This window comes from Paenibacillus sp. R-74696 (genome assembly GCF_055814915.1).
Genome location: NZ_JBPULM010000013.1, coordinates 1 through 22,506, shown reverse-complemented (window position 1 = coordinate 22,506; position 22,506 = coordinate 1). Strand labels below are relative to the sequence as shown.

The 22,506-nt window shown below is 48.0% G+C and carries 27 protein-coding genes and 1 riboswitch; of the genes, 3 read left to right on the top strand and 24 right to left on the bottom strand.

The window, feature by feature from the left end:
- Positions 1-59: 59 nt before the first annotated feature.
- Positions 60-599, top strand: coding sequence for a GbsR/MarR family transcriptional regulator (locus ACSR9A_RS02305; RefSeq protein WP_473755395.1), 540 nt, complete (start codon positions 60-62; stop codon positions 597-599).
- Positions 600-844: 245 nt separating this feature from the next.
- On the opposite strand, the gene ACSR9A_RS02300 is transcribed toward ACSR9A_RS02305, so the two are convergent.
- The 14 genes from ACSR9A_RS02300 to ACSR9A_RS02235 form a co-directional block, all read right to left on the bottom strand.
- On the bottom strand, positions 845-1,492 hold the full coding sequence (locus ACSR9A_RS02300; RefSeq protein WP_473755394.1) for a 50S ribosomal protein L25: 648 nt from the start codon (positions 1,490-1,492) through the stop codon (positions 845-847).
- A 132-nt stretch (positions 1,493-1,624) separates the two neighbouring features.
- The gene (gene glmU, locus ACSR9A_RS02295; protein WP_473755393.1) at positions 1,625-3,025 is read right to left on the bottom strand and encodes a bifunctional UDP-N-acetylglucosamine diphosphorylase/glucosamine-1-phosphate N-acetyltransferase GlmU; all 1,401 of its coding nucleotides are present in this window, start codon (positions 3,023-3,025) and stop codon (positions 1,625-1,627) included.
- 228 nt (positions 3,026-3,253) lie between these two features.
- The gene (gene spoVG, locus ACSR9A_RS02290) at positions 3,254-3,541 is read right to left on the bottom strand and encodes a septation regulator SpoVG (RefSeq protein WP_020620824.1); all 288 of its coding nucleotides are present in this window, start codon (positions 3,539-3,541) and stop codon (positions 3,254-3,256) included.
- A gap of 129 nt (positions 3,542-3,670) precedes the next feature.
- On the bottom strand, positions 3,671-4,069 hold the full coding sequence (locus ACSR9A_RS02285; protein WP_099521529.1) for a RidA family protein: 399 nt from the start codon (positions 4,067-4,069) through the stop codon (positions 3,671-3,673).
- A 32-nt stretch (positions 4,070-4,101) separates the two neighbouring features.
- The gene (gene purR / locus ACSR9A_RS02280; RefSeq protein ID WP_341280307.1) at positions 4,102-4,932 is read right to left on the bottom strand and encodes a pur operon repressor; all 831 of its coding nucleotides are present in this window, start codon (positions 4,930-4,932) and stop codon (positions 4,102-4,104) included.
- An 83-nt stretch (positions 4,933-5,015) separates the two neighbouring features.
- The gene (gene ispE, locus ACSR9A_RS02275; protein ID WP_338553799.1) at positions 5,016-5,870 is read right to left on the bottom strand and encodes a 4-(cytidine 5'-diphospho)-2-C-methyl-D-erythritol kinase; all 855 of its coding nucleotides are present in this window, start codon (positions 5,868-5,870) and stop codon (positions 5,016-5,018) included.
- Positions 5,871-6,014: 144 nt separating this feature from the next.
- Positions 6,015-6,203: a small, acid-soluble spore protein, alpha/beta type gene (locus tag ACSR9A_RS02270; protein WP_056034932.1), complete on the bottom strand. Its 189-nt coding sequence runs from the start codon at positions 6,201-6,203 to the stop codon at positions 6,015-6,017.
- A gap of 174 nt (positions 6,204-6,377) precedes the next feature.
- Positions 6,378-6,647, bottom strand: a complete 270-nt coding sequence (gene veg / locus ACSR9A_RS02265) for a biofilm formation stimulator Veg (protein WP_056034935.1) — start codon at positions 6,645-6,647, stop codon at positions 6,378-6,380.
- A 203-nt stretch (positions 6,648-6,850) separates the two neighbouring features.
- Positions 6,851-7,741 (bottom strand): sporulation peptidase YabG, encoded by an 891-nt coding sequence (yabG, locus tag ACSR9A_RS02260; RefSeq protein ID WP_341280306.1) that lies wholly within the window; start codon positions 7,739-7,741, stop codon positions 6,851-6,853.
- Positions 7,742-7,844: 103 nt separating this feature from the next.
- Positions 7,845-8,759: a 16S rRNA (adenine(1518)-N(6)/adenine(1519)-N(6))-dimethyltransferase RsmA gene (gene rsmA / locus ACSR9A_RS02255; protein ID WP_341280305.1), complete on the bottom strand. Its 915-nt coding sequence runs from the start codon at positions 8,757-8,759 to the stop codon at positions 7,845-7,847.
- 9 nt (positions 8,760-8,768) lie between these two features.
- Complete coding sequence (rnmV, locus tag ACSR9A_RS02250; protein WP_056034944.1) at positions 8,769-9,317, bottom strand: ribonuclease M5; 549 nt, start codon at positions 9,315-9,317, stop codon at positions 8,769-8,771.
- Positions 9,318-9,549: 232 nt separating this feature from the next.
- Positions 9,550-10,695, bottom strand: coding sequence for a resuscitation-promoting factor (locus tag ACSR9A_RS02245; RefSeq protein ID WP_473755392.1), 1,146 nt, complete (start codon positions 10,693-10,695; stop codon positions 9,550-9,552).
- A 244-nt stretch (positions 10,696-10,939) separates the two neighbouring features.
- Positions 10,940-11,147: riboswitch (cyclic di-AMP (ydaO/yuaA leader) on the bottom strand.
- A 184-nt stretch (positions 11,148-11,331) separates the two neighbouring features.
- A complete protein-coding gene (locus ACSR9A_RS02240) occupies positions 11,332-12,105 on the bottom strand; it encodes a TatD family hydrolase (protein WP_341280302.1) in 774 nt (257 codons plus the stop codon).
- 116 nt (positions 12,106-12,221) lie between these two features.
- Positions 12,222-13,517, bottom strand: coding sequence for an HD domain-containing protein (locus ACSR9A_RS02235; RefSeq protein ID WP_473755391.1), 1,296 nt, complete (start codon positions 13,515-13,517; stop codon positions 12,222-12,224).
- A 280-nt stretch (positions 13,518-13,797) separates the two neighbouring features.
- On the opposite strand from ACSR9A_RS02235, the gene ACSR9A_RS02230 reads away from it, so the two are divergent.
- A complete protein-coding gene (locus ACSR9A_RS02230) occupies positions 13,798-14,052 on the top strand; it encodes an AbrB/MazE/SpoVT family DNA-binding domain-containing protein (protein WP_012772023.1) in 255 nt (84 codons plus the stop codon).
- A gap of 120 nt (positions 14,053-14,172) precedes the next feature.
- Here the strand turns inward: ACSR9A_RS02230 and rsmI are convergent, their stop codons facing one another.
- The 10 genes from rsmI to ACSR9A_RS02180 all read right to left on the bottom strand — a co-directional run bounded on the left by rsmI (position 14,173) and on the right by ACSR9A_RS02180 (position 21,642).
- Positions 14,173-15,051, bottom strand: a complete 879-nt coding sequence (gene rsmI, locus ACSR9A_RS02225) for a 16S rRNA (cytidine(1402)-2'-O)-methyltransferase (protein WP_473755390.1) — start codon at positions 15,049-15,051, stop codon at positions 14,173-14,175.
- 31 nt (positions 15,052-15,082) lie between these two features.
- Complete coding sequence (locus tag ACSR9A_RS02220) at positions 15,083-15,739, bottom strand: tRNA1(Val) (adenine(37)-N6)-methyltransferase (RefSeq protein WP_473755464.1); 657 nt, start codon at positions 15,737-15,739, stop codon at positions 15,083-15,085.
- A 121-nt stretch (positions 15,740-15,860) separates the two neighbouring features.
- Positions 15,861-16,280 carry an initiation-control protein YabA gene (locus ACSR9A_RS02215; protein WP_445933818.1) on the bottom strand — a complete coding sequence of 140 codons (420 nt, stop codon included), beginning with the start codon at positions 16,278-16,280 and terminating at the stop codon, positions 15,861-15,863.
- Between the two features lie 121 nt (positions 16,281-16,401).
- Positions 16,402-17,205 (bottom strand): PSP1 domain-containing protein, encoded by an 804-nt coding sequence (locus ACSR9A_RS02210; protein WP_046234497.1) that lies wholly within the window; start codon positions 17,203-17,205, stop codon positions 16,402-16,404.
- A 4-nt stretch (positions 17,206-17,209) separates the two neighbouring features.
- Entirely contained in the window at positions 17,210-18,187 is a 978-nt protein-coding gene (gene holB, locus ACSR9A_RS02205) for a DNA polymerase III subunit delta' (RefSeq protein ID WP_473755389.1), read from the bottom strand.
- A 39-nt stretch (positions 18,188-18,226) separates the two neighbouring features.
- On the bottom strand, positions 18,227-18,670 hold the full coding sequence (locus tag ACSR9A_RS02200) for a YaaR family protein (RefSeq protein WP_338553787.1): 444 nt from the start codon (positions 18,668-18,670) through the stop codon (positions 18,227-18,229).
- Between the two features lie 16 nt (positions 18,671-18,686).
- Positions 18,687-19,016, bottom strand: coding sequence for a cyclic-di-AMP receptor (locus ACSR9A_RS02195; RefSeq protein WP_099517854.1), 330 nt, complete (start codon positions 19,014-19,016; stop codon positions 18,687-18,689).
- 68 nt (positions 19,017-19,084) lie between these two features.
- A complete protein-coding gene (gene tmk, locus ACSR9A_RS02190) occupies positions 19,085-19,711 on the bottom strand; it encodes a dTMP kinase (protein WP_473755388.1) in 627 nt (208 codons plus the stop codon).
- A gap of 108 nt (positions 19,712-19,819) precedes the next feature.
- The gene (locus ACSR9A_RS02185) at positions 19,820-21,346 is read right to left on the bottom strand and encodes an aminotransferase class I/II-fold pyridoxal phosphate-dependent enzyme (protein WP_473755463.1); all 1,527 of its coding nucleotides are present in this window, start codon (positions 21,344-21,346) and stop codon (positions 19,820-19,822) included.
- Positions 21,347-21,450: 104 nt separating this feature from the next.
- On the bottom strand, positions 21,451-21,642 hold the full coding sequence (locus ACSR9A_RS02180; RefSeq protein ID WP_081418785.1) for a sigma factor G inhibitor Gin: 192 nt from the start codon (positions 21,640-21,642) through the stop codon (positions 21,451-21,453).
- Positions 21,643-21,858: 216 nt separating this feature from the next.
- Here ACSR9A_RS02180 and ACSR9A_RS02175 point away from each other — a divergent pair, with 216 nt between their 5' ends.
- Complete coding sequence (locus ACSR9A_RS02175) at positions 21,859-22,389, top strand: transposase (RefSeq protein ID WP_338553784.1); 531 nt, start codon at positions 21,859-21,861, stop codon at positions 22,387-22,389.
- Positions 22,390-22,506 lie beyond the last annotated feature (117 nt).

The following is a 22,506-nucleotide window of genomic DNA, read 5'->3' as shown; positions in this document are numbered from 1 at the left end:
ATTTTTAAGAGTTCGCTATAATATGGACAAGAGGCAGACGGGAGAAATGGAGGATGGTTATGCCAGACCATACGGAGGAGCAGGAGACGCAGCGGCTAGCCTTGCGCCAAACGATGATTGACGCAATCGCGCAAACGATGAATTTATACGGGGCGAACTATTCGTTCGGACAATTATATGGCATTATGTTTTTTGAGGATAAGCCGATGACGCTCGATGAGATGAAGGCGCATATGAATATGAGCAAAAGCAACATGAGCTACGCTGTGCGCTCGTTAATGTCATCGCAAATGATTATGAAGCGGCCAGAGAAGCGGGAGCGGCAGGATCTGTATCAGGCGGAGACCGATTTTTTCAAAACGTTCCAAAACTTTTTCACCTCAAAGCTTCAGCACGAAGTGGATGTTATGACAGAAGCGGCCGAATCGACTATTCCGCTGCTCAGCGAGCTGATTCTGGACATGAAGACGAGCGAGGAGGAGCGTATGCGCTGCTTGGAGGATTTGCAGAAGCTGCGGCATGCTGTGCAATATTACGCTTGGCTCCAGCAATTCGTGGACCAGCTCAAGGCGGGAGCCTTTTTCGAAAAAGGTACCTGAGCATGCCCTACGTCTCAATGTTGGCGTCGCGAGGCGTTGCGAGGCGCTGCCATCCATTGCATTGACGCTTGAGGGCAACTACCTTAACGGACAAACAAAAAGCGGCCCCATGCAAATGCATGGGGCCGCTAGCCGCTTTTATCGTGTGACAACGTTTCTTCAATACCTATATAATAATGATCCAGCAGAAGCTGCTGGTCGCGCTTGTCCTACCAGTTACGAGCTAGGAGCTGCGAGCCTGCAGGCTACGAGCTGCTGCCAACCTCTTTCGCATCCTCGGAGCGTACCTCGTGAGCAAACGACTCGGCTGCCGATTCCGCTGCTTCCTCTTCGGAAATTTCCTTCTGAGAAGCCAGCACGGTCACAACGACCTGCTCGGGATCGGACTTCACTTCTACACCGCTCGGCACCTCAATATCGCTGACGAGCAGGTTGCTGCCCATCTCCAAATCCGCCACGTTCAGCTCAATGGAATCTGGAATGCTGCCCGGCAAACACTGCACCTCAAGCTCATGGAGCATCACCTGCAAAATGCCGCCTTCCTTCACCCCGTTCGCTTCACCCAGGAAGTCGATACGAACCTGCGTCTTCACTTCTTCATTCATGTTAATTTGATGAAAATCCACATGCAGCACTTGGCGCGATACCGGATCACGCTGTACATCCGTTATCATAACCGGCTTTTTGCCATGGGATGGAATATTCAGTTCCAGTACGGCCTTTGGATGCGAACGGAGCAAAGCCAGCAATTCTTTCTCTTCAAGCAAAACAGATGTAGATTGGGACAGCTGTTTGCCATATACCACGGCAGGCACTTTGCCCCGCTGTCTCAGGGAGCGCAGCTCACCGTTTGTAAGAGCAGTTCTTGTTTCGGCAATCATCGAGTTAGACATCATGGAAACCTCCTAGAAAAGTGATATTCCATATAGCTTTACCCTAATGAGCCAAAAAATAAACAAACCTAAACGGCGCTTCCTTTTTTAGGGCAGCTTTAGAGGCAGCATTCGCGTCGCCGTTATATATAATCAACCCTTCTTGCTCTTATCCTTCTTCGCTTTCGCACGATTACGAATCTTCTCGGCGTAGCCTTCCTTATTCTCCTGACGGGCACGCGCAACCGCTAGATCGCCTGCTGGCACATCCTTTGTAATCGTCGAGCCAGCAACGACAAAAGCGCCGTCGCCAATCTTCACTGGAGCAATTAAATTAACGTTGCTGCCGACAAAGGCGCCATCGCCAATTTCCGTCACCGACTTATTGAAGCCGTCGTAATTGACCGTTATCGCTCCGCAGCCGATGTTCACGTCTTTACCGACTACTGCATCGCCCACATAGCTCAAATGCGATACCTTGCTGCCGTCGCCAAGCGTAGCATTTTTCAGCTCGACAAAATCGCCGATTTTGCAGTCTTCCCCCAGCTTGGAACCGGGACGCAAATTCGCGTATGGCCCAACAGAGCTTTTATTGCCGACTTCAGATTCGGCGATAACCGAATATTTAACGCTAACGCCGTCTCCGATGACCGAATTCTGAATATCCGCATTTGGCCCAATGATGCAATCCTCGCCAATAACCGTAGAACCGCGCAGCACCGTGCCTGGGTAAATAACCGTGTCGGCACCAATTTGCACATCTGCTTCTATGTAAGTCGATGCTGTATCAATAATCGTAACGCCTTCAATTAAATGCTTGCGGTTAATGCGCGCCCGCATTAAGCCTTCCGCTTCAGCAAGCGCTACACGGTCATTAATGCCGATCGCTTCCGCCGTATCCTCTGTGCAATAGCCTTGAACGGACTCGCCTGCTTGGCGGAAAATGCCAATGACATCGGTCAAATAAAACTCGCCTTGGGCATTATTGCTTGTTACCTTGGCAAGCGCCTCGAACAGCTTGCGGTTATCAAACACGTACGTACCCGTATTGATTTCCTTCGTCGCTGCTTCCTCTGGCGTGCAATCCTTCTGCTCGACGATTCTCTCAACCTCGCCGCTCTCGCCGCGAATAATTCGTCCATAGCCTGTCGGATCAACGAAAGAAGCCGTCAGCACCGTTGCCGCCGCTCCGCTCGACTGCTGCAAAGCCAGCATCGCCTGAATCGTCTCTGCACGCACCAGCGGCGTATCGCCGCAAATAACGATCGTTTTGCCGTCTTCTGCGCCAATCAGCGCCTCAGCTTGACGCACCGCATGGCCCGTACCGAGCTGCTGCTCCTGCAGCACATATTCCGCCTGCTCGCCCAAATAAGCTTTAACCGTCTCTGCGCCATGGCCAACGATGACAACCGTCCGCTCGCTAGCCGCCTGTTTTACCGTATCCAGCACATGGCCTACCATCGGTTTGCCGCATACGTGATGAAGCACTTTATATCGTTTGGATTTCATCCGCTTGCCTTGACCTGCTGCAAGCACAATCGCCATTACTTTCAATTGCTATTCCTCCCAAGTTAAAAGTCTAGTGAGCACAAGCGCCTGCAACATGAAAACCGCTTTTCTCTACCAGGCTCTGAATCTTTGTTGTCCTATTATATATATGGCCTGCCGCATCCATCTATCTACAAGAATATATCCCATCTTGGGCAAAAAGAAAAGGGAGCCCCCTTGGCCCCCTTATCTCTTCATGCAGATACTGATCTTTGCCCTCTAACGAAGCTGCTATTAAGCACCCTCTTCAATGGCCACTTCTTCTTCCGTTGCAGCGCGCTCGTACTCAGCGAGTACGGCAGCTTGAATTTTCTCCCGAGTGGTCGAAGAAATCGGATGAGCGATATCTCGGAATTCTCCATCGGGGGTACGCTTGCTCGGCATTGCAACAAACATTCCATTGTTTCCGTCGATTACACGGATATCGTGAACGACGAATTCGTTGTCAATCGTGATGGAAGCAATAGCCTTCATGCGACCTTCCGAATTGACACGGCGGAGTCTTACATCAGTAATTTGCACTTGTGTTCACCACCTTTGCCTATCTGGGACTTGGTGTAATATTCCACATTTTTGTGCCAATTCCTTCTCCTATTTTGGAAAAAACATGCATATTTTTAAAAAAATTTTCTATTTGAATTTTATCTGACGCTATTCGACAGGAATCGCTGCAATCACTTCAATTTCGACAAGGACATCCTTCGGAAGCCTTGCTACTTCTACTGCCGAACGTGCTGGTTTGTGGTCGCCAAAGTAAGAAGCATACACTTCATTCATCGCCACAAACTGGTTCATGTCCTTCATAAAGACGGTTGCCTTCACTACATTTTGCAGTGTTGCTCCCGCTTCGGCAAGCACAGCCTCCAGGTTGCGGAATACTTGGTTCGCCTGGACCGTAATATCGCCCGTCACAAGCTCGCCAGCTGCGTTAAGCGGAATTTGCCCCGATGTAAAAAGAAGTCCTCCAAGCTGAATCGCTTGTGAATAAGGTCCGATAGCGGCAGGCGCCTTATCTGTTGCAATAACCTTCGGTTCTAAATGCTGTGACATCATTTATTCCAACCCTTCTTTAGTTATAATCGTTATTCTGTGCGAAAATAATTGCCTGGTATGACCGTCGTCTGCTTGGTCTTCAAATCTACAGCCGTCAGCTTCGCTAACGACACATAATCTTCAAGCAGTCGTTCTTCGAGCTCCACCTCGCCCGATTCTACAAAGACGCCAACGCCGGCAACGGTCGCCTTGAATTCAAAGAGCAGATCCATCATCCCTTGAATGGTGCCGCCTGCTTTCATGAAGTCATCAATAATAAGCACGCGGGACTGCTCCTTAAGTGCGCGCCTAGCAAGAGACATCGTTTGAATGCGTTTATTAGAGCCAGAGACGTAATTGATGCTAACCGCAGAGCCTTCCGTCACCTTATTATCTCGGCGTACGATAACGACGGGCAGATTCAGGCAGGCAGCCGTTGCGTAAGCGAGCGGGATGCCCTTCGTCTCTACCGTCATAATGACATCAATTTTCCTAGCGGCAAAAGCGGTCGCAAACATGCGGCCGATATCAGCCAGCAGCTCAGGCTGGCCAAGCATATCCGTCATATACAAATAACCGCCAGGGAGCACCCGTTCAGGCTGCTCCAGCTGACGACAAATATTATTCATAATGTCGCGTGCATCAGAGGCATGCATCTTCGGTGCGAACTTTACGCCGCCTGCGGCGCCCGCAAGGGTGTTAAGCTCGCCAATGCCCTCTTCTTCAAATACTTCTTTAATGATCGCCAGATCCTCGCTAATGGATGATTTGGCTGACTGATAGCGGTCCGCAAAAGCTGTTAGCGAGATTAACGTATGTGGGCGACTTAGCAGGTATTGCGTCATCTCTACCAGTCTTGCGCTGCGTTTTAACTTTTTCAAGGAATTCTCCCCCTGCTAAAATCCGAATATTATAATGTTAATATAACATTTTTATACGGATTTAATCAAGGAAAACGTCACTTTTATGTTAGCATTCTTACCACGTAAACTTCCTTGCAAAAACCGCGCAGCCCATTATAAATACGCGGAAGCTTGCCTTCTTTCGATACTAGCCCGAATACCGTCGGCCCGCTGCCTGACATTAACACGCCATCCGCTCCGAGACGAATCATGCTCTCCTTGAGCTGGCGCACCTCCGGATATAGATCAAGCGTTACCGATTCAAGCACATTGCCAAGTCCCCCGCACACATCGGCGAAGGAACCGCGCTGAATAGCTGACACCATGTCGGCAGCAGACGGATGCTGGTCAATGCCCGCTACCCGAAACTTGCCGTAAACGTCTGCGGTGGAAACATTGATTGGGGGCTTCGCAAGGACGACCCAGCACTGCGGCGGACTTTCGATCGGCTCCAGACGCTCGCCGCGTCCGGTAGCGATGGCAGTCCCGCCCGTTACGCAAAACGGTACGTCAGAGCCAAGCTCCGCTCCAAGCGTACACAGCTCCTGCTCAGGGATGTTCAGCTGCCACAGCCTATTCAGCCCTCTAAGGGCTGCTGCCGCGTCGCTGCTGCCGCCGGCAAGCCCAGCGGCAACCGGAATCTTTTTGTCCAAATGAATATATACACCTTTACGCACATCATAGCGGTCTTTAATAAGCCGCGCTGCCTGAAACGCTAGGTTCTTCTCATCTAAAGGTATGTAGCCGGCCTGGCTCGATATGATAATCGTGTCGCGCGGCAGCTCCTGCATTTCGAGACGGTCTGCAAGGTCTACCATCGTCATGATCATCTCGACCTCGTGGAAGCCATCTTCACGCTTGCGAAGCACATCGAGCAACAAATTGATTTTAGCCGGAGCTTTTTCATAAATTTTCATCCTAAGCTCTCCCGTTCCTATCATTAACTTATCCAATATTATAGCAAACGGGCAGAAGAAAAGCTAAGAGTCCTGCCGCTTATATACAGAGCGGCGACTCTTAGCCGATTATTGCCGTTTTTGCGTTGCATTCCAGATGCCCAGTTAAGGCCGATTGATTCCATTTGCCGCGGCTTGCTCCGCCATCTGGATCGCCCGCTTGACCATATTGCCAGCATCTTTGGCGCGTATGCCGCCCCAGCCTTCCTTTTGTACCGTATCATAAAAACCTAGATCCTTCGCCAGCTCATACTTCAATTCCTCGGACATTACACTGCGTCTTCTACGGCTCATGCGTGAGGCCCTCCCTTGCTGCTGAATTGGTTATGCCCCCTTAGTATGCGACAACCTAGCCGCCCTATACGCTTGACCACCAACCGACCGCTTCCAGCTTGGAAAATGAAAAAAAACGCGAAGAACTTTCGTCTCCGCGTTTAGTATAGCCTATCGGCATCTATAGATCTGATGTTATGTCTGGGTAATTCGGACTTGACCTTCATCATTGCATACGGTCACTTCCACCGACTCCGTCAGTATATCCGCATAACTGTAGGAAACACGCTTGAATGACTGCGATTCCTGATCCAGTTTAACAATGAAAACAGAAGGGTAGGTTTCTTCCAACACACCGGTGCGCTCAACGGTCTTACGACGACCGCCATTTGCTCGCAGACGAATCTTGGAGCCCACATGAGCTTCCAAATTGCGTTTTATATCCAGTAGGGCATTTTTTGCCATTGTCCACTACCACCTCTTTCCTTGTCCATTATAACAAAATGGAGAGGGGTTGTCAAACAAAGCAAAATATTATATCAGTCAACTTATTTAATTGTCAACGGTGTTTTCATCCATTTTTATCATTCCATGAATAATTTATCGAAAAATTATGAAATCAATGGAGCCGAGAACGGTTGCGAGTCTCAACTGCACTCGGCCATTTGTTAAGAAATGCTTTGCAAGGATGACTCTGCTGCCTTAATTTTAGGCTTTGGCAAGCCAATGCGGTACCTTCCCAGCGTCTCAATGCCGCCTACGCCATCAATACCGCTGATCGTGCCATGAATGACATCTGCCAGGTTAATGGTATCGCGTATGGACGTATAGCTTGCTTTGATTGCAATGTATACCGGGTCTAACGCATGAATCAAAATTCTCCCGGGCGAGCTTGCGAAGTTCGAGCCGGCTTGCAGCAGCGCTTCAAAATGCGACTGGCACGCTCCTGCAATGACGACAAGGCCGTCGCGATTCTTCTCGTAATCCCGCGCTACGCGGACCGCGTTATAGAAGCTCTGCGAGTTTTTATAGCTGCTCAGGCTGTGCAGATCTGCTTCCAGCCTTGTTTTTAGCACGCCGTCATGCCCCGTAATGACCACAATGTCCGGCTTCACTTGAGGCAGCAGCCGATAAAGCAAATCAGCCATCTGTGACTCATGCGCATGCACGCCATGCGCCGGTACGTTCATCGTCTGGTACAGCTGCATGCTTTTACGCAAATAATTGCCGTCACCGTCCAAATGCAGCACTTTGCCGGGCACCTCGAAGAAAGGCTGGCTTTGTGGCATCGCATGCCGAATATCCGCCTTCACCTGAACGGCCATTTGCTCATGCTGCTGACGTATGCGGCTGAGCGAGTCATTTACTTTCACTCGGACCAGCTGCGTAGCTTTTTCTTTCTTTGGATCGCGAACAACCGATAAATCAGGAATCGGTGCATCCGCAAGCAATCGGTAATCCGTGCCTTTCAACAGGGCATGATCCGTTCGAACAGCTTCTACGCGGAATAGCACGTCACCGCCATACGATTTGCGGACGACCAGCTCCCCTTGCTCCATAGGTAAATCACCTCTTCGTCTATCCTATGGGCAAATGGCGTGTAGTGTGCGGAAAAATCAAACGGGCGCCCCGGAGCCATTGCCCGGCGGCGCCCATCTTTATTTAGCCTCTCCAGCCCACTTCCAAAAATGCGCGGCTGATCTTGGCGAATTCCTCCAGTGACAGCGTTTCACCCCGCCGCGCAGGATCGATCGCAAGCCCCTGCAGCAGCGTTGTCAGCGCCTCCCGCTGTTCTTTGCCCACAAGCGCCGTCAAATTGTTGTAGAGCGTCTTGCGGCGCTGTGCGAAGCTGGCCTGCACAATGCGGAAGAAATGTGCCTCATCGGGCACATCAACAGCCGGCTTGTCCCGCAGCGCAAGCTTAATAACCGCCGAGTCTACATTCGGCTGAGGTATGAACACCGTATGAGGAACTGTACAGACGAGCTTAGGCTCGCAATAATACTGCACAGCCACGCTCAGGCTGCCGTATTCCTTGCCGCCCGGCTTCGCTGCCATCCGCTGTGCGACTTCCTTCTGAATCATGACGACGATATTTTCCAGCGGCAGGCGCTCCTCCAGCAGCTTCATCAGAATTGGGGTCGTCACGTAATAAGGCAGGTTCGCCACGACGCTGACGCCCGTTACGCCGCTGAAACGCTCTTCGAACAGCTGCTTCAGGTCTAGCTTGAGCACATCGCCGTGCACGATGCCCACATTCGCCTCGTTTTCGAAAATATCATGCAAAATCGGAATAAGCCGATTGTCGATTTCAACAGCAGTTACGGTACCCGCAACTGCCGCAAGGCGCTGCGTCAACGCTCCGATACCAGGGCCGATCTCAAGTGCCCCTTTTGTCTCGTCAAGCTCAGCTGCACTGACTATATTGTTTAATATATTTTGGTCAATGAGAAAGTTTTGTCCTAAGCTCTTCTTAAAGGAAAACCCGTACTTTGCAATTATTTCCTTCGTCCGTTTAGGCGTGGCTACCTCTGCGGTCTTAACCGCGCTTTTATTCAACCCTTGTTGCTCCGTCATACGCCCTCGTCACCCCTGTTCCTGTTGTTCCATGGCTTGCAGCGCCTTCTCAAACTCCTCGCGCGTAATGCAGAAGCTTGTGCAGCGCTTATAGAACTGCTTCCCATTAGCGTAGCCGATGCCCAGCAGCTTGCCCATAACCAGCCGCCGCTTCGCCGCTTCCTCATGCACGATTAAGCCAGCCGCCATCAAATCATCCCAAGTAATGGCCCCCACGCTTTCAGCCGTTTCTGTCCGCAGCTCCGAGAGCGCCTGCCTGATTGCATCAGGAGCCGCATTCTCAATGCCGATATCCCCTTTATAGGAGGCCAGCTCCTGCGGTAAAAAAGCATGCTTGCAGCCCGGTACGCGCTGAGCGACGATTTTGCGAATACGCTCTCCTGCATGATCCGGATCTGTAAATATAATAACGCCACGGCGCTCCTGTGCCAGCGCAATGCGCCGCAGCACATCCTCACCAATGGCCGATCCATTCGTCTCAATCGTATCGGCTTCAACGGCCCGCTTAATCGCCACCGTATCCTCTTTGCCTTCTACTACAATCATTTCCTTGATCACATCGAACAATCCTTTCGCAAAGGGAAACTTATACATGCATATATTTCAAAAAAATGGGCGATTGCTGCAACAACAACCCGCTCATTCGCGTCTGTTTTATTATACCCCCAATTAGCTATTCAAGCGAATCTTACGCAAACAAAAAGAAGAGGCAAGGCCTCTTCCGTAACCTGTCATATTTAGCTTATAATTGCGATAAACTAGAGCACAATCCATAAAGAACTGATGCTAATTAGCTAAGCGATGGCTTATTAGGACCAATCACATAGACGGTAAAACCTTTTTTCTTCCCGAATTGATTAGCTTGCTTTTCACTGTCAAAATATACATCGATCTTATTGCCCTTGATCGCACTTCCGGTATCTTCAGCGCGGCGGAAACCAATACCCTCGATGTACACCCACCAACCGAGTGGAATGACATCCGGGTCAACGGCAATCGTCCGTCCTTCCGATACTTTAGCACCTGAAGCCGTAATACCGTAATCCGGGTGGCCTTCGCTCTTGCCCGTCGAAGCTAAGCCAGCTGAATAAGCCGTCAAGGTGACGTTGCTAAGCACCTTTTTGGATGTGAGCGTGGTGCCGTCTACCGATACATTGTTGCTGGTTGTCGCTGTGGACAGCACAGTAACCTTAGGCTCCGGCTTTTTCGTACCGATTGCAACGACCTGATTAACCGCAGCCGATTCGACTACCTTGTCTACCACTTTCTTGGAGACAAGCACGCCATCTTCAAACTGCTTCTCAATTTTGATCGTTACGACGCCTTCTTTGCCCGTCTGCACAACCTTTTCCTTGCCTACTTCCAGGTTCGGATCTTCCTTCTTCACAATGGTGAACGGTGTTGTGCTGGACGACTTGCCTAGCTTCGTATCGACGCGAATGACCGTTACGGTCATATCCGCGCTGACGCCCGAGCCAAGCGAAGGTAATACTTTATCATCATCTTCAACAGGAATATTTAATTTCTTTATCGCTGCCTGCACGGTTTTCTCTGTCGTGTACACCGTTGATGTCTTGCCATCAGCTTTTACAAGTAGCGGTACCGCATGCTTAATCTCAAAGCGGTCCCCTTCCTTTACTGCCGTATTCAGAGGTACAGATACCTCATCATGCGGGCCAATTGTAATAGCTTGTTCATCCAGTAGGCGTTGCAGGACCCATTGTTTCGTTGAAACAACAGTTTCTTGTCCATTCACTACTACGGATACGCTTTTGTCAGCCGATCCGTACAACAACACCAAAAACATGAAAGTCATAGCGATTGAGATCGTAGTACTCAAAAGAATCAAACGCAAGTTTTCACGCTTCCATCGCAATGCGAAAGACATGCTGGATGATCGTTTCCCATGGGTCTCACTTGCTTGAATAATGCCCACTTCATCGGTCCTCCTTCATAGCCCCGCCGTCGAATTACGCATGATACCATTGACGCGACTATAGTATATTGGCGTGCTTCTAGCACGCTCCAGTATATTTCCTCTGCAACCTCCTAGATTTACCCTATGACGACGGTTTACCCAATATTCAAAAATAAAAAGAAAGCCCGTCGACAGAGGATCTGTATCGTGGCTTCCTGGGAACGTCGAATAGACTATTCAGGAATGGTGGATGCACGAGGTTGATCACTCTCTATAAACGCTTACGAGGTTAGCTGTCGGGTTCGGGCAAGAGAGCTGCCCTATCGTCGGAAGAATGCTCATGGCAATCCCCGCCAAATTCACCCCTAGAAGAAATTCAAGTGCGCGTGCAATGTGATCCGTAATTTCCTCACAGCATCGTGCCTGGTTCCCCCGCTCTCCAAAGTTCGAAGATTAAGCGCAAACTGGAAATCCAATACAAAAATTTAAAGCTCTGAAATGAATCATACCTTCATCGGAGCCTAATTGTAAAGATCAGATAAAAACCGATTTAAGCGAAATTTTAGGATATTTACGGAAAAGAGAGTCTATTTCAGCATGAAAAATTAGTTTTATCGCCGTAAAGGTCACTTATTCTCGCTTTTATAGCCGTTTTTACTCAATTCCGAAACATTTTTTACCGTTTTCGGTCGTCAAATTGGCGATTTCGGCCACCGATTTTCCTAATATTTCTGCTGCCGCTTCCGCAACGAGCGACACATAAGACGTCTCATTTCGTTTCCCACGGAATGGATGAGGGGTCAAATATGGGGCATCCGTTTCGATCAAAATTCGGTCGCTCGGAACCATCGCAAGCACCTCTTTTGGCACCCTTGCATTTTTGAATGTAAGCGGTCCACCGAACGAAATATAGAAGTTCATATCTAGGCATTTTTGAGCCGTTTCTGGACTGCCGGAAAAACAATGCATAATGCCTCCGACTTCAGATGCATTTTCCTCCTTCAGCAGCTTGACAACATCCTCATGAGCATCGCGATTATGAATAATAATTGGTTTTTTCAGCTTTTTGGCTAATCGAATTTGCTCGCGAAATACACGGTGTTGTACGTCCTTAGGGGACGTATCCCAATGGTAATCCAGTCCGATTTCGCCAATGGCTACCACTTTAGGATTAGAGCACAAATCCTCAATCCAATTAAGATCCTCTGGCAGCATATCAATGCTGTCAACGGGATGCCAGCCGACCGCGGCGTATATAAAATCATATTTTTCTGCAAGTGCAAGCGTAGTTGGAATCGTTTCCCTATTAAAGCCAATATTGACCATTAAATCCACCCCTGCTGCACGCGCTCTTTCGATAACGGCTTCGCGGTCTTCGTCAAAATGTGGGGAGTCCAAATGCGTGTGTGTGTCGAATAAAGAAATCATAGCTCAGCAAACTCCTTCTATATTATAGTTTAAGGTGAAACGGTCGAAAGCCGTCCTTTGGCGGCGTGTTTCAGTCCGAGAAATATAGAGAAAGTATGGAAAAATCAAATACTTTCCTATATTTTAAATAACTTTCGTACTTTATCGCTTAATTGATCAGCAGAAGCACGCAGCTTCTCTTCCGGATAATACAAATGGGACTGGCCCTGATGAAGCCCGGTGATGGAACGAATGATGTCGGATTTCGTGGAAATTTCACTGACAGCCTCATACCCGTCCATTAACAAAATCGGCGTCTTTTCCTCTTTTCCGCCTTTTTTCGTATCGGGCTGATACACATCATAGGGTTGATCAAATGGAAAATCAATTTCCATATGGTAATCCGGATTCAATCCGATCGCTGCAAATTGTTGTCTTACTTCATTAAAGAGGCTAATATCCGGTTTATCCAGCATAATGTATTTATAGAGGCGACGCGTCAGAAAACGATCACATAGCTCTGCGAGCAGCTCATCGCCCTCGTCGCCCCATTCTGTAAAGGCCGTCTGCAAATAGGCCTCATCCAGCTTCAAATATTGTTTAACGTCAATTGTCCCGTCAAGCAGCCGTTTGAGCGGCTCCGGCATCCAGCCAAAAGCATAGCCACCCTCATAAAGCTCCTTCGCTCTACGAAATATTTGTCTAAGGATGATTTCCGAGCTTCTTGTCACCGGATGAAAATAAATTTGCCAATACATTTGATAGCGGGACATCAAATAATGCTCTACGGCGTGCATGCCGCTTTCTTTAACAACGATCTTTCCATCTATAGGGCGGAGCACGCGCAAAATACGCTCCAGGTCAAAGTTGCCGTAATTAACGCCTGTAAAATAGGCATCCCTCAATAAATAGTCCATACGGTCCGCATCAAGCTGGCTGGAAATCAACCCGCTGACAATTGGATTTGGATATGTCTTATTAATAACAGCAGTTACATGTTCAGGAAAGTCGTCTGCTACATTTCGTAGTACACGATTGACCTCGGTATCCTCAAGCAGAATGCTGCAGGTCCACTGCTCGTGATGGGTATCGAATACTTGCTCCAACGAATGGGAAAGTGGCCCATGACCAACGTCATGCAGCAGGGCAGCGCAAAGCGCCAATAGCCGCTCCTCCTGCGGCCAGCCGGGAAAACCATTCCGCTCGAATTGCGAAATAATCTTTCTAGTGATTTCGTACACACCAAGGGAATGGGAGAATCGGCTGTGCTCAGCGCCATGAAAAGTGAGATAAGAGGTTCCAAGCTGCCGTATACGCCGTAATCTTTGAAACTCCTTCGTGTTGATTAAATCCCATATTGTCTGATCCTGGACATAAATATATTTATGAACAGGGTCCTTAAAAACTTTTTCTTCCGATAGCTGTCGGTTCATTCAACAAATCAACTCCTTTTGTTCTCTGGTTCGACATAAAAAAGTAAAAAATATGTCGAAGAATGTCGCAAAACAGTTTCCAAAATGTCGAAGCTGTTGTATTCTATAGTAAGAGTAATATGACCTTACTATATAGTCAAACTCCCTTAGTAGCTGCAATTTGCTTCAATAATTTCAGTTGACTATTATGGGAAACGTTGGTATTATAGTAGACATAAAAAGAGAAACTATGTCGAAAAGTGACGAATACACTTTTTGATGAGAGGGGAAACAAATTATTATGATGAAGTCCACAGGTATTGTCCGTAAGGTTGATGAATTAGGTCGCGTTGTTATTCCTATCGAGCTTCGCCGTACGCTTGGTATCGGAGAGAAAGATGCACTAGAGATTTATGTAGACGGCGAGCGCATTATGTTGAAGAAATACGAGCCAGCTTGTATCTTCTGTGGTAACGCTGAGAACGTATCTTACTTCAAAGGAAAAATTGTTTGTCACATTTGTTTATCAGAAATGCCTTCACCTGTGACAAAATAAAAAAAATAGGTTATAATAGCCTTATTCAACTAGTTAATTCTAACCTTTTAATACTCCTTATTGCCTTCCTGCGCTAGAACCCGGCCAGGAAGGTCTTTTTTTTCTCTATTTTTTGTTTTGCTAGCGGTTTACTTCATTATAAACATCACGTTTTGATAGACCACGATCTGTAGCCGCCTTTTTAATCGCGTCCTTACGTCCAAGCTCTGCTTCGTAATGCTGCACATGCTCTTCCATGCTCAGCTCCGCCCACCAAGCGGCAGCAAGTTCCCCCGTATTCTCATCCGAGTTACTTCCTTCTATTATAAGACAGTACTCCCCTAAAGGCGGATTTTCCTCAATCCAAGCGATACATTCCGTTACTGTCCCACGCGCCATTTCTTCAAAACGTTTCGTCAGCTCCCGCACCATCGCGATGCGGCGATCTCCCAGATGCTCCAGTATGGCCTCCAGTGTCTTCCGTAAGCGATGCGGCGACTCATACAGCATCAAGGTGCCTTCCTGTGCATGAAGCTGAAGCAGCCACTTCGCAAGCGACCTTTTCTCGCGCGGCGGAAATCCAGCAAACATAAAACGCTCCGTTGGCAAGCCGGATACAATTAAAGCCGACAAGGCCGCATTTGCACCAGGAATCGGAACGACAAAAATACCCTGCTCTACCGCCTCGGCTACTAAATCCGCACCGGGATCGGAGACAGCAGGCAGCCCCGCGTCGCTTACAAGAGCAATGGATTGGCCCTCTTGCAGTAATCTTATAAGCTCAGTGCCACTCGCTTGCTTATTATGTTCATGATAGCTGACAAGGCGTGTAGCAATTTCAAAATGGGAAAGAAGCTTACGTGTCTGTCTCGTATCCTCGGCAGCTATAAGATCAACTTCTTTCAACGTGCGAATCGCGCGAAAGGTCATATCCTCTAAGTTTCCGATTGGTGTTCCGACTAAATATAACGTCCCGGCACCATTTTGCTGTGGCCCGCTAAAGCTTTTTTGTACAAACATTGTTGAGCCCTCCTTCTAGCATTCCACTAGGTTAAGTATCATATACCATAATCGGCGGCAGCAGTCTCAGCTCTGGTCTTCCATCGCGCATAGCCTCAATAAGCACCATATTCGCTTCGCCTTTTTTATTCGGATGAATGAACTGTACCCGCTTCGGCTCCAGCTTATACTTGCGCATCGTCTCAATAATTTCTACAAAGCGTGATGGGCGGTGAACCATAGCGACCTTTCCAGCTGGACGCACAAGTCTTGAGCATGCTTCAACAATATCTTGCAAGGTACCATGCACCTCGTGCCTGGCAATCGCATAATGCTCATTTTCATTAGAGTCGCCTGCTTCAGCCGACATATAAGGCGGGTTTACCGTCACCGCATCATAAGTTCCATAAATCGCTTTATTCGCTGCAAAATGTCGCAAATCCGCTTCTACAATATTAATTTGCTGCTCCAGCCCATTCAGGCTAACGCTCCGCCTAGCCATATCGGCAAGTCTAGGCTGAATTTCCACCGCATCAATTTGCGCTTTCGTCCGCCCTGTCAGTAACAATGGAATGACTCCATTCCCTGTACAAAGGTCAATAATCTTTCCTTTCTTCGGAATACTTGCGAAGTTGGAAAGCAGTACCGCATCTGTTGAAAAGCTGAATACTTCCCTGCTCTGGATAATTCGCAGTCCGGTATCCATCATTAAATCGTCCAATCGTTCATTGGCTTCCAGCTTGATTTGATCTTCCACGACTTTCCCACTGCTCCCTTGACATAAAGATACCGTCCTCTTAGCAAGGACGGCATAGTGTTGACCGATTGCATTATTTATTTAAGAAGGATAAGCAGAAGAGACAATCTCCTTCTGTCCGCAAATGCCCATAATAGACATTGCAGATATGAAAGCCTTCATGGTAAAGTCTGGCCAAATTATCATGCCCTTCTCCTACGGAATATGCAGCTGCATCTTCCGCGGAGGTGAACAGATCGGCTGCTTCTGCCTGCTGCTCTACCTTTGTGCTCGTCCCCATCGTCTTGCCCGCAGCTGATTTTGAAGCTCCTGCTGCCTTGACTGGCAAAGGCTCCTCCACTTGTGGCGGAACAGTTTCCCGTTTCAAAATTTTGCGCAGCTGATGGTTTTCCATGCTTAACCGCTTATTCTCTTCAAGCAGTTCCTTCACTCGCAGCTTCAGATCCCCAACTTGGCGATGAAACTCGCCCATTTGGCTATCAAGCTGATCCATTTGAACAAAAATCTCTTTTTTCTCCAAGTTCCCACCCCAGAGCTTCAAGCATCGTCTTGCACCTTAGCTGTAAGCATTGCGCTTGGTCGTTTGGACATGCTATGAATTGTTCTTAATGCTGTCATTTCAAAATGACATCGTCTAACGGAAGTTCCTTCGGTTTCCCCGAAACTTCAAACAAGTGCACGTACACAGTTTTGGAACCAACATTGATTCCCGTTACCTTGCCTTCACCAAGCGAAGTGATAACGATTTTGCCGATGGCTGGAAGCTCTTCTCTCGAGCTTTCATAATTGTCATGCTCGTATTTCAAGCAGCACATCAAGCGACCGCATAAACCAGAGATCTTTGTCGGATTGAGCGACAAATTCTGATCCTTCGCCATCTTGATTGAGACTGGCTCGAAATCGCCCAGCCATGAGGAGCAGCATAATATCCGCCCACATGGTCCGATGCCGCCAAGCATCTTCGCCTCGTCACGAACCCCGATTTGCCGCAGCTCGATCCGGGTACGAAATACGCTAGCCAAATCTTTCACAAGCTCGCGAAAATCTACCCTGCCCTCAGCTGTAAAATAAAAAATGATCTTGTTGCGATCGAACGTAAATTCGACATCAACCAGCTTCATCTTCAGCTGATGGTCTTTTATTTTGTCTGAACAGGTTGAGAATGCAGCTTGAGCAGCAGAACGATTCTCTTCTACTACCTTCGCATCCACGTCGCTGGCGATTCGTATAACGCGCTTTAACGGAAGGACAACATCCGATTCACCGACTTGCTTTTGTCCAACCACTACTTTGCCATACTCGATCCCCCTGGCCGTCTCAACAATGACATGCTGGTCCTTGTCAACGGGATGCAGGGCTGGATCAAAGTAATAAATCTTACCCGCCTTCTTAAAGCGGACACCCACGACATTATACAAGGATTTAGCCCTCCTGTAAGTTTACCATTAATTGCTCTAAAGCGAGTTGAGCAGATACATTCGACCGAATACGCTTGCTTGCTTCGAGTGTATGCTCCATGCAAGTGACCCAGCCTTCAACTGGCCGGCTGAATGCATGCTTGCTTATCCATTCCAACTGATCTATATATACAATATCTTCTTGCCTTCCGGCCTGAAATTTAATCATGTCCTTAAACCATAATACAAACAGAGATAACAGCAGTTGTGGATCTTCACCAATATCCTTCTTAATGAACTGCTGCTGGACGGTAATCATTGCCGCGGTGAATCGGGTCAGACTGTCCTTCCCTAATTGTATCACTACGTTTCGGATTTCTGCAAACTGATTCTGCTGGATGATTTCCCTAGCACCGTCCAATCCTGAGCTCAGCTGTACAGCTGCGCGGGCAAGAATGGAGGGCAGTCCTTCATTTGTTAACGTTTGAAGCATCTCGGCGGAAGACATCGGGAGGAACGGCACCCACTGTGTGCGCGAACGAATGGTCGGCAGAACAGCTTGTCCATTATCGGTTATTAATATCGCTACAACAGGGGATAGCGGCTCCTCCAAAAATTTCAGTAGGCTGTTCGCCGCTTGAAGCGTCATCGTCTCTACTCGCTCAATCATGTATACTTTTCGTTTCGCCCCGCTGCCCCGCAGCCCAAGCTCCCGCTGCAGCTCGCGAATTTGATCAATCTTGATCGACTGACCTTCCGGAGCGATTCGAATCATATCCTGCTGATTGTTATTATCGAACTTGCGGCATTCCAAGCAGTGGCCACAGGCATCATCTCCACCGCTTGTACAGAATAATGCTTTAGCGAAAGCTTCCGCCATCGCCAGTCTGCCACTGCCCTTCGGTCCATAAAATAAATAAGCATGCGACACTTTACCGCTTTGCAGCGCATGCTGTAAAATACGCTTCGCTTTCCATTGACCGGTTAGCTGCTCCATGCTCATAAGCTCAAATATTCCTTCCTCGATCGAAGCCTTCCCGACCTAAAACAATAAATTAATTAGCATGCCACGCACTTCACCAATTCGGGCTAGCAATTCAATACGCCCTTCTTCGGTCTCCAGCAGCTCCTCGGCCATGTTAACGAGCTCTGCATCAATCTCGTCAAGCAGCTTGTAGCGCTTCGTGCGGCCTCGGCGGTCAAAGCCTCTCAGCTCTTTAAGCCCAATACCGCGCCTAACGGTGTCCTCCAGAAATTTCTTTACCATCTGGCGGTACAGCTTTAATTCGCGCACCGTCATCACTCTGGATAAATGATCGCCCTGCCTATGAATGTCCTGCAGCTTCTGCTGCAACTGCTCTTGTGTCCGCTGTGCTTCCTGCTGAACCATAACATCGCCGAAGCTCTTCATCTGCGGCTGCTTGGAAGCTAGGTCGTTATTCGCGCGATTCGCCCCAAGCGGACGAAAGCCTGGATCAATTTTCACCCGTTATCACGTCCAATCAGAAATGTTCAAAGCGTTCTACCGGAACGACGAATACAGCAGCCCCACCAACTTGTACTTCTACAGGGAAAGGAATATAAGAATCCGTTGAGCCGCCGATTGGCGATACAGGCGTAACTAGTTGATCGCGCACTTTGCAGTTGGTTTTAATCACTTGAAACACTTCATGTACGCGCTCGTCTTCAATACCAATCATAAATGTTGTATTGCCAGCGCGCAGGAAACCGCCCGTACTTGCCAGCTTCGTTGCCCGAAATCCTTCTGTCACAAGCGCATTCGACAAGCGGTTGCTATCCTTATCCTGAATAATCGCAATGACTAATTTCATCCTGATTCCTCCCATTATTTGTTGTCGTTTAAACGTAAACTGTTAACTCTGCTTTATCCAAATAAATGCTAGATCCGGCTCTCTATTGCGGTCAAAACATCGTTGAGCACAATATCCGGCTCCTGATTCGCATCGACTCGGACTATTCGTTCAGGAAACTTCTCCAGCAATATAAAATAACCTTCCCTTACTCGCTCATGAAAAGCGATTTCCTCCAAATCAAGCCGATTAATCTCACGCTCATCCGATTGTCCAATACGGGCAAGACCTACCTCTGGCGTCACATCCATGTAAATCGTGAGCTGCGGCATCGCACCTTCAATTGCAAACTGGTTAATCGACCATACCTCTTCCATGCCAAGTCCGCGCGCATGTCCCTGATAGGCTAGGCTGCTGTCCACGAAACGGTCGCAAATAACAAGCTTGCCTGCTGTAAGTGCTGGCATGACCTTCTCTACAAGATGCTGTCGCCTTGAAGCCGCATACAAGAGTGCTTCTGTCCTAGCATCCATAGCGGTATGATTCCGATCCAGTATGACCGATCGGATCTTCTCCGCAATAGGAATGCCTCCCGGCTCACGAGTGGTCAACACTGCTTTGCCCTGCTGCTGCATCTTATGCGCAAGCTGCTCAATCAGTGTCGTTTTCCCCGCTCCTTCGCCGCCTTCTATTGTAATGAAAATACCCTTATTCAACGGTTCGTAACTCCTAATCTATGAAACTGAATTTTTCAGCGAAATGCTTACTTCCATTTTAACAAAGCGACTTTCCCTTGTATACGAGCTTTTGCCGCTTAATCATATTTATTCCACGATTGCAATGGATTGCATGGCTGGATCTACCGCTCCTTGGAACTTCGCTCCACTGCTTGCAAGCTCCTTTATATAGCCCAGTATTTCCACAGTCAGCCGTTCTCCGGGATATACAATTGGTATGCCTGGAGGATAAGGAACGACCATCTCTGCCGCCCTACAATTTACCGCATCTTCCAGCTTTACTCTTACCACGGACCCAATACTTGCTCTCGAAAAGGTAATAGGCTCTACCGATTCTGGTAAAAACAGAGGGCTCCCAGCTCTTGCAGGCGGTTGTTCAGCTATTACCCGTCCTTTAGAAGCGATAATCATCTCTACCGCCTGACAGGCTTGAATAAGACGATCCACGTCCACGAACTGAATGCCTATTCCCAGCAAAAGAACGACATGGCGCGTATCCGCCATTTCTGCCCAGCACCCCTGCTGTTCCAGCAGCTTCAATATCTCAAAACCACTTAACGCACCCGTTCGATCCCATAATACAATTCGCAATGGATCTAATTGATTGTAAACAGGAGATACTGCTAACCTATCAGCATACGGTGTTAATATCTCAATTGCCGCACAGCTCTCTTCTATTCCCATACGCAAATATGCCGCAGCAGCTAGCGCATCTTCAAACCATCCAGCTCCTGCTGCCTCTATCATTGCACGGGAAATATCAAGCGAGGCCATTATTGGAAAAGAAGGGCTTGAGCTTTGGATCGTAGCTAAAGCTTCCCGTACTGCGAATCGGTTAATAAGCTCCCCCTGCACATGAAGCATCGCTCCCATTGTAAGTGCAGTGAGCGTTTTATGAGTGGACTGCACGACGGCATCAGCTCCGGCCGCAATCGCTGAGCCTGGCAGCTCAGGATGCAGGCCGTAATGGGCACCATGCGCTTCATCGACAAGCAGCAGCATGCCTCCCTGATGAATCGCTTCAGCGTAAGGCTGGAGGTTCACGCTCATCCCATAGTAATTAGGATTATTGAGAAATACAGCTTTCGCCTGCGGGTATAAGTCCATCGTCATCTCCACCTGTGCTAGGGAAGGCTGCGTCGCAATTCCTGTGGGTTCATCGATTTGCGGCATTATAAATACCGCCCTGGCACCCGCCAGCTTCAAGCCGTTAATGACTGACTTATGCACGTTGCGCTGTACAAGAATATAATCCCCAGGCTCACATACAGCCAGCAGCATAGCTAGATTGCCAGAGGTGCTCCCTCCCACGAGAAAAAAGCTTTCCTCCGCGCCAAAGCAGCGTGCTGCCAAGCTTTGCGCTTCGGCAATGGCTCCCTCCGGATGATGCAAATCATCCGTAGCGGACAGTTCTGTCACATCCAGCTTCATAATCGCTGCAAAAGTCTCTTTCATTTCTTTTATAAAAATGGGCTCCAGCCCTTCGCCTTCCAACTCAGGCTTATCCACTCTAAATGCCTCGCCGTAGCGATGCCCAGGTACGTGGAAACTAACCGGCTGCGAATCTGTATGTTTAAGCAGCATTTCATATAATGGAGCATGTACATATTGCATCAAAGATAGCCGTTCCTTTCACTATAAACTTAAATCTATTTTAAAGGATTTGAACATGCTTATATTTCAAGAAAAAAAGAGCGAATTCTATAGTTAGAGTTCGCTCAAGCGTTTTTTTCAATGAAGATTTGCTTCATCTGATGGATAAAGAACGGATATTTAGCATCTTTAACGTCGGTTTGCACCATTTCAATTTCGCATGATTGGCATATAAATTCAGTAACGATGCGAATTCCTTCACCCTCGGCTTTATGCTCACCGCATATAATACAATGAAGCTGATGATTTTCAAGCATTCGAATCCCGCCTTTCATCCCAACTCTATAGCTACTATTATGGCATATATTCTAGCTTTTTAAACTTGTTTCATAGCCCATTTCAAATATTTATATATCGTATGCCGCGAGAGCCCAGATGGTGAATACAAAATTACCCGTATGCTATCGCGGGAAGACTCTAATTAACCGATATATATAGGACAGGCTTGAACGTTATGGAGGGATGTTAGAAAGATGCGTCAATCATTATCTGAGCAGCAAGCTGCAACGATTTATCAATACCAGCTTGTTAAACGCAAAATTATTAGGCCAGAGCTTGTCCAAAGCCATATCCTTATTGCGGTTATATTCGTGGCTTTTCAGCTTATTATGTATGGAAGAGATGGACTTTTCAGCTGGTTGTTCGGCTTTGCAGTCATTCAGGTCATTCATCTCATTATCTTGCTGCTAACCTTTATTCGAGTGGATGAGGCAGCTGATCGCCGCTGGGTCTGGGGCATCACGCCACCTTGGTTCGGCTTTAAGCCTGCCAACGATATTAAGCTTCAGCTTTTTCGCCGCGTACATCGCCAGTTATTCTGGATAGGACTTTGCGGGACAGGCATCTTATATCCATGGATTTCGGAATCGCTCATGATCAGCATAATCTGTTGGCATCTGTGGCTCATCGTTCCACGCCTCCTATTATCCGTTACCTTCCGCAAGCAAAAAAAAGAAGGCATTCTCCGTCTAGGAAAATATGAAGCCTCGTACTACCACCGTTAACTTGCTTCTTCATAGCTGCATCATATTTATTATCATTAAAAAGAAGCTGTCCCTCAGCCAGAAATGGAGGATCAGCTTCTTTTTATGTATATTTAAACTCAAATTTATAAGGTTTTG

Bases quoted from the DNA above. Each gene is read 5' to 3' on its own strand.
- ACSR9A_RS02305 (WP_473755395.1), top strand. From the start codon at position 60: ATGCCAGACCATACGGAGGAGCAGGAGACGCAGCGGCTAGCCTTGCGC.
- ACSR9A_RS02300 (WP_473755394.1), bottom strand. From the start codon at position 1,492: ATGTCTAACTCGATGATTGCCGAAACAAGAACTGCTCTTACAAACGGT.
- ACSR9A_RS02285 (WP_099521529.1), bottom strand. From the start codon at position 4,069: ATGTCACAGCATTTAGAACCGAAGGTTATTGCAACAGATAAGGCGCCT.
- ispE (WP_338553799.1), bottom strand. From the start codon at position 5,870: ATGAAAATTTATGAAAAAGCTCCGGCTAAAATCAATTTGTTGCTCGAT.
- ACSR9A_RS02270 (WP_056034932.1), bottom strand. From the start codon at position 6,203: ATGAGCCGTAGAAGACGCAGTGTAATGTCCGAGGAATTGAAGTATGAG.
- veg (WP_056034935.1), bottom strand. From the start codon at position 6,647: ATGGCAAAAAATGCCCTACTGGATATAAAACGCAATTTGGAAGCTCAT.
- yabG (WP_341280306.1), bottom strand. From the start codon at position 7,741: ATGGAGCAAGGGGAGCTGGTCGTCCGCAAATCGTATGGCGGTGACGTG.
- rsmA (WP_341280305.1), bottom strand. From the start codon at position 8,759: ATGACGGAGCAACAAGGGTTGAATAAAAGCGCGGTTAAGACCGCAGAG.
- ACSR9A_RS02240 (WP_341280302.1), bottom strand. From the start codon at position 12,105: ATGATTTCTTTATTCGACACACACACGCATTTGGACTCCCCACATTTT.
- ACSR9A_RS02235 (WP_473755391.1), bottom strand. From the start codon at position 13,517: ATGAACCGACAGCTATCGGAAGAAAAAGTTTTTAAGGACCCTGTTCAT.
- ACSR9A_RS02230 (WP_012772023.1), top strand. From the start codon at position 13,798: ATGATGAAGTCCACAGGTATTGTCCGTAAGGTTGATGAATTAGGTCGC.
- rsmI (WP_473755390.1), bottom strand. From the start codon at position 15,051: ATGTTTGTACAAAAAAGCTTTAGCGGGCCACAGCAAAATGGTGCCGGG.
- ACSR9A_RS02220 (WP_473755464.1), bottom strand. From the start codon at position 15,739: ATGATGGATACCGGACTGCGAATTATCCAGAGCAGGGAAGTATTCAGC.
- ACSR9A_RS02215 (WP_445933818.1), bottom strand. From the start codon at position 16,280: ATGGATCAGCTTGATAGCCAAATGGGCGAGTTTCATCGCCAAGTTGGG.
- holB (WP_473755389.1), bottom strand. From the start codon at position 18,187: ATGAGCATGGAGCAGCTAACCGGTCAATGGAAAGCGAAGCGTATTTTA.
- ACSR9A_RS02195 (WP_099517854.1), bottom strand. From the start codon at position 19,016: ATGAAATTAGTCATTGCGATTATTCAGGATAAGGATAGCAACCGCTTG.
- ACSR9A_RS02185 (WP_473755463.1), bottom strand. From the start codon at position 21,346: ATGCAATATGTACATGCTCCATTATATGAAATGCTGCTTAAACATACA.
- ACSR9A_RS02180 (WP_081418785.1), bottom strand. From the start codon at position 21,642: ATGCTTGAAAATCATCAGCTTCATTGTATTATATGCGGTGAGCATAAA.
- ACSR9A_RS02175 (WP_338553784.1), top strand. From the start codon at position 21,859: ATGCGTCAATCATTATCTGAGCAGCAAGCTGCAACGATTTATCAATAC.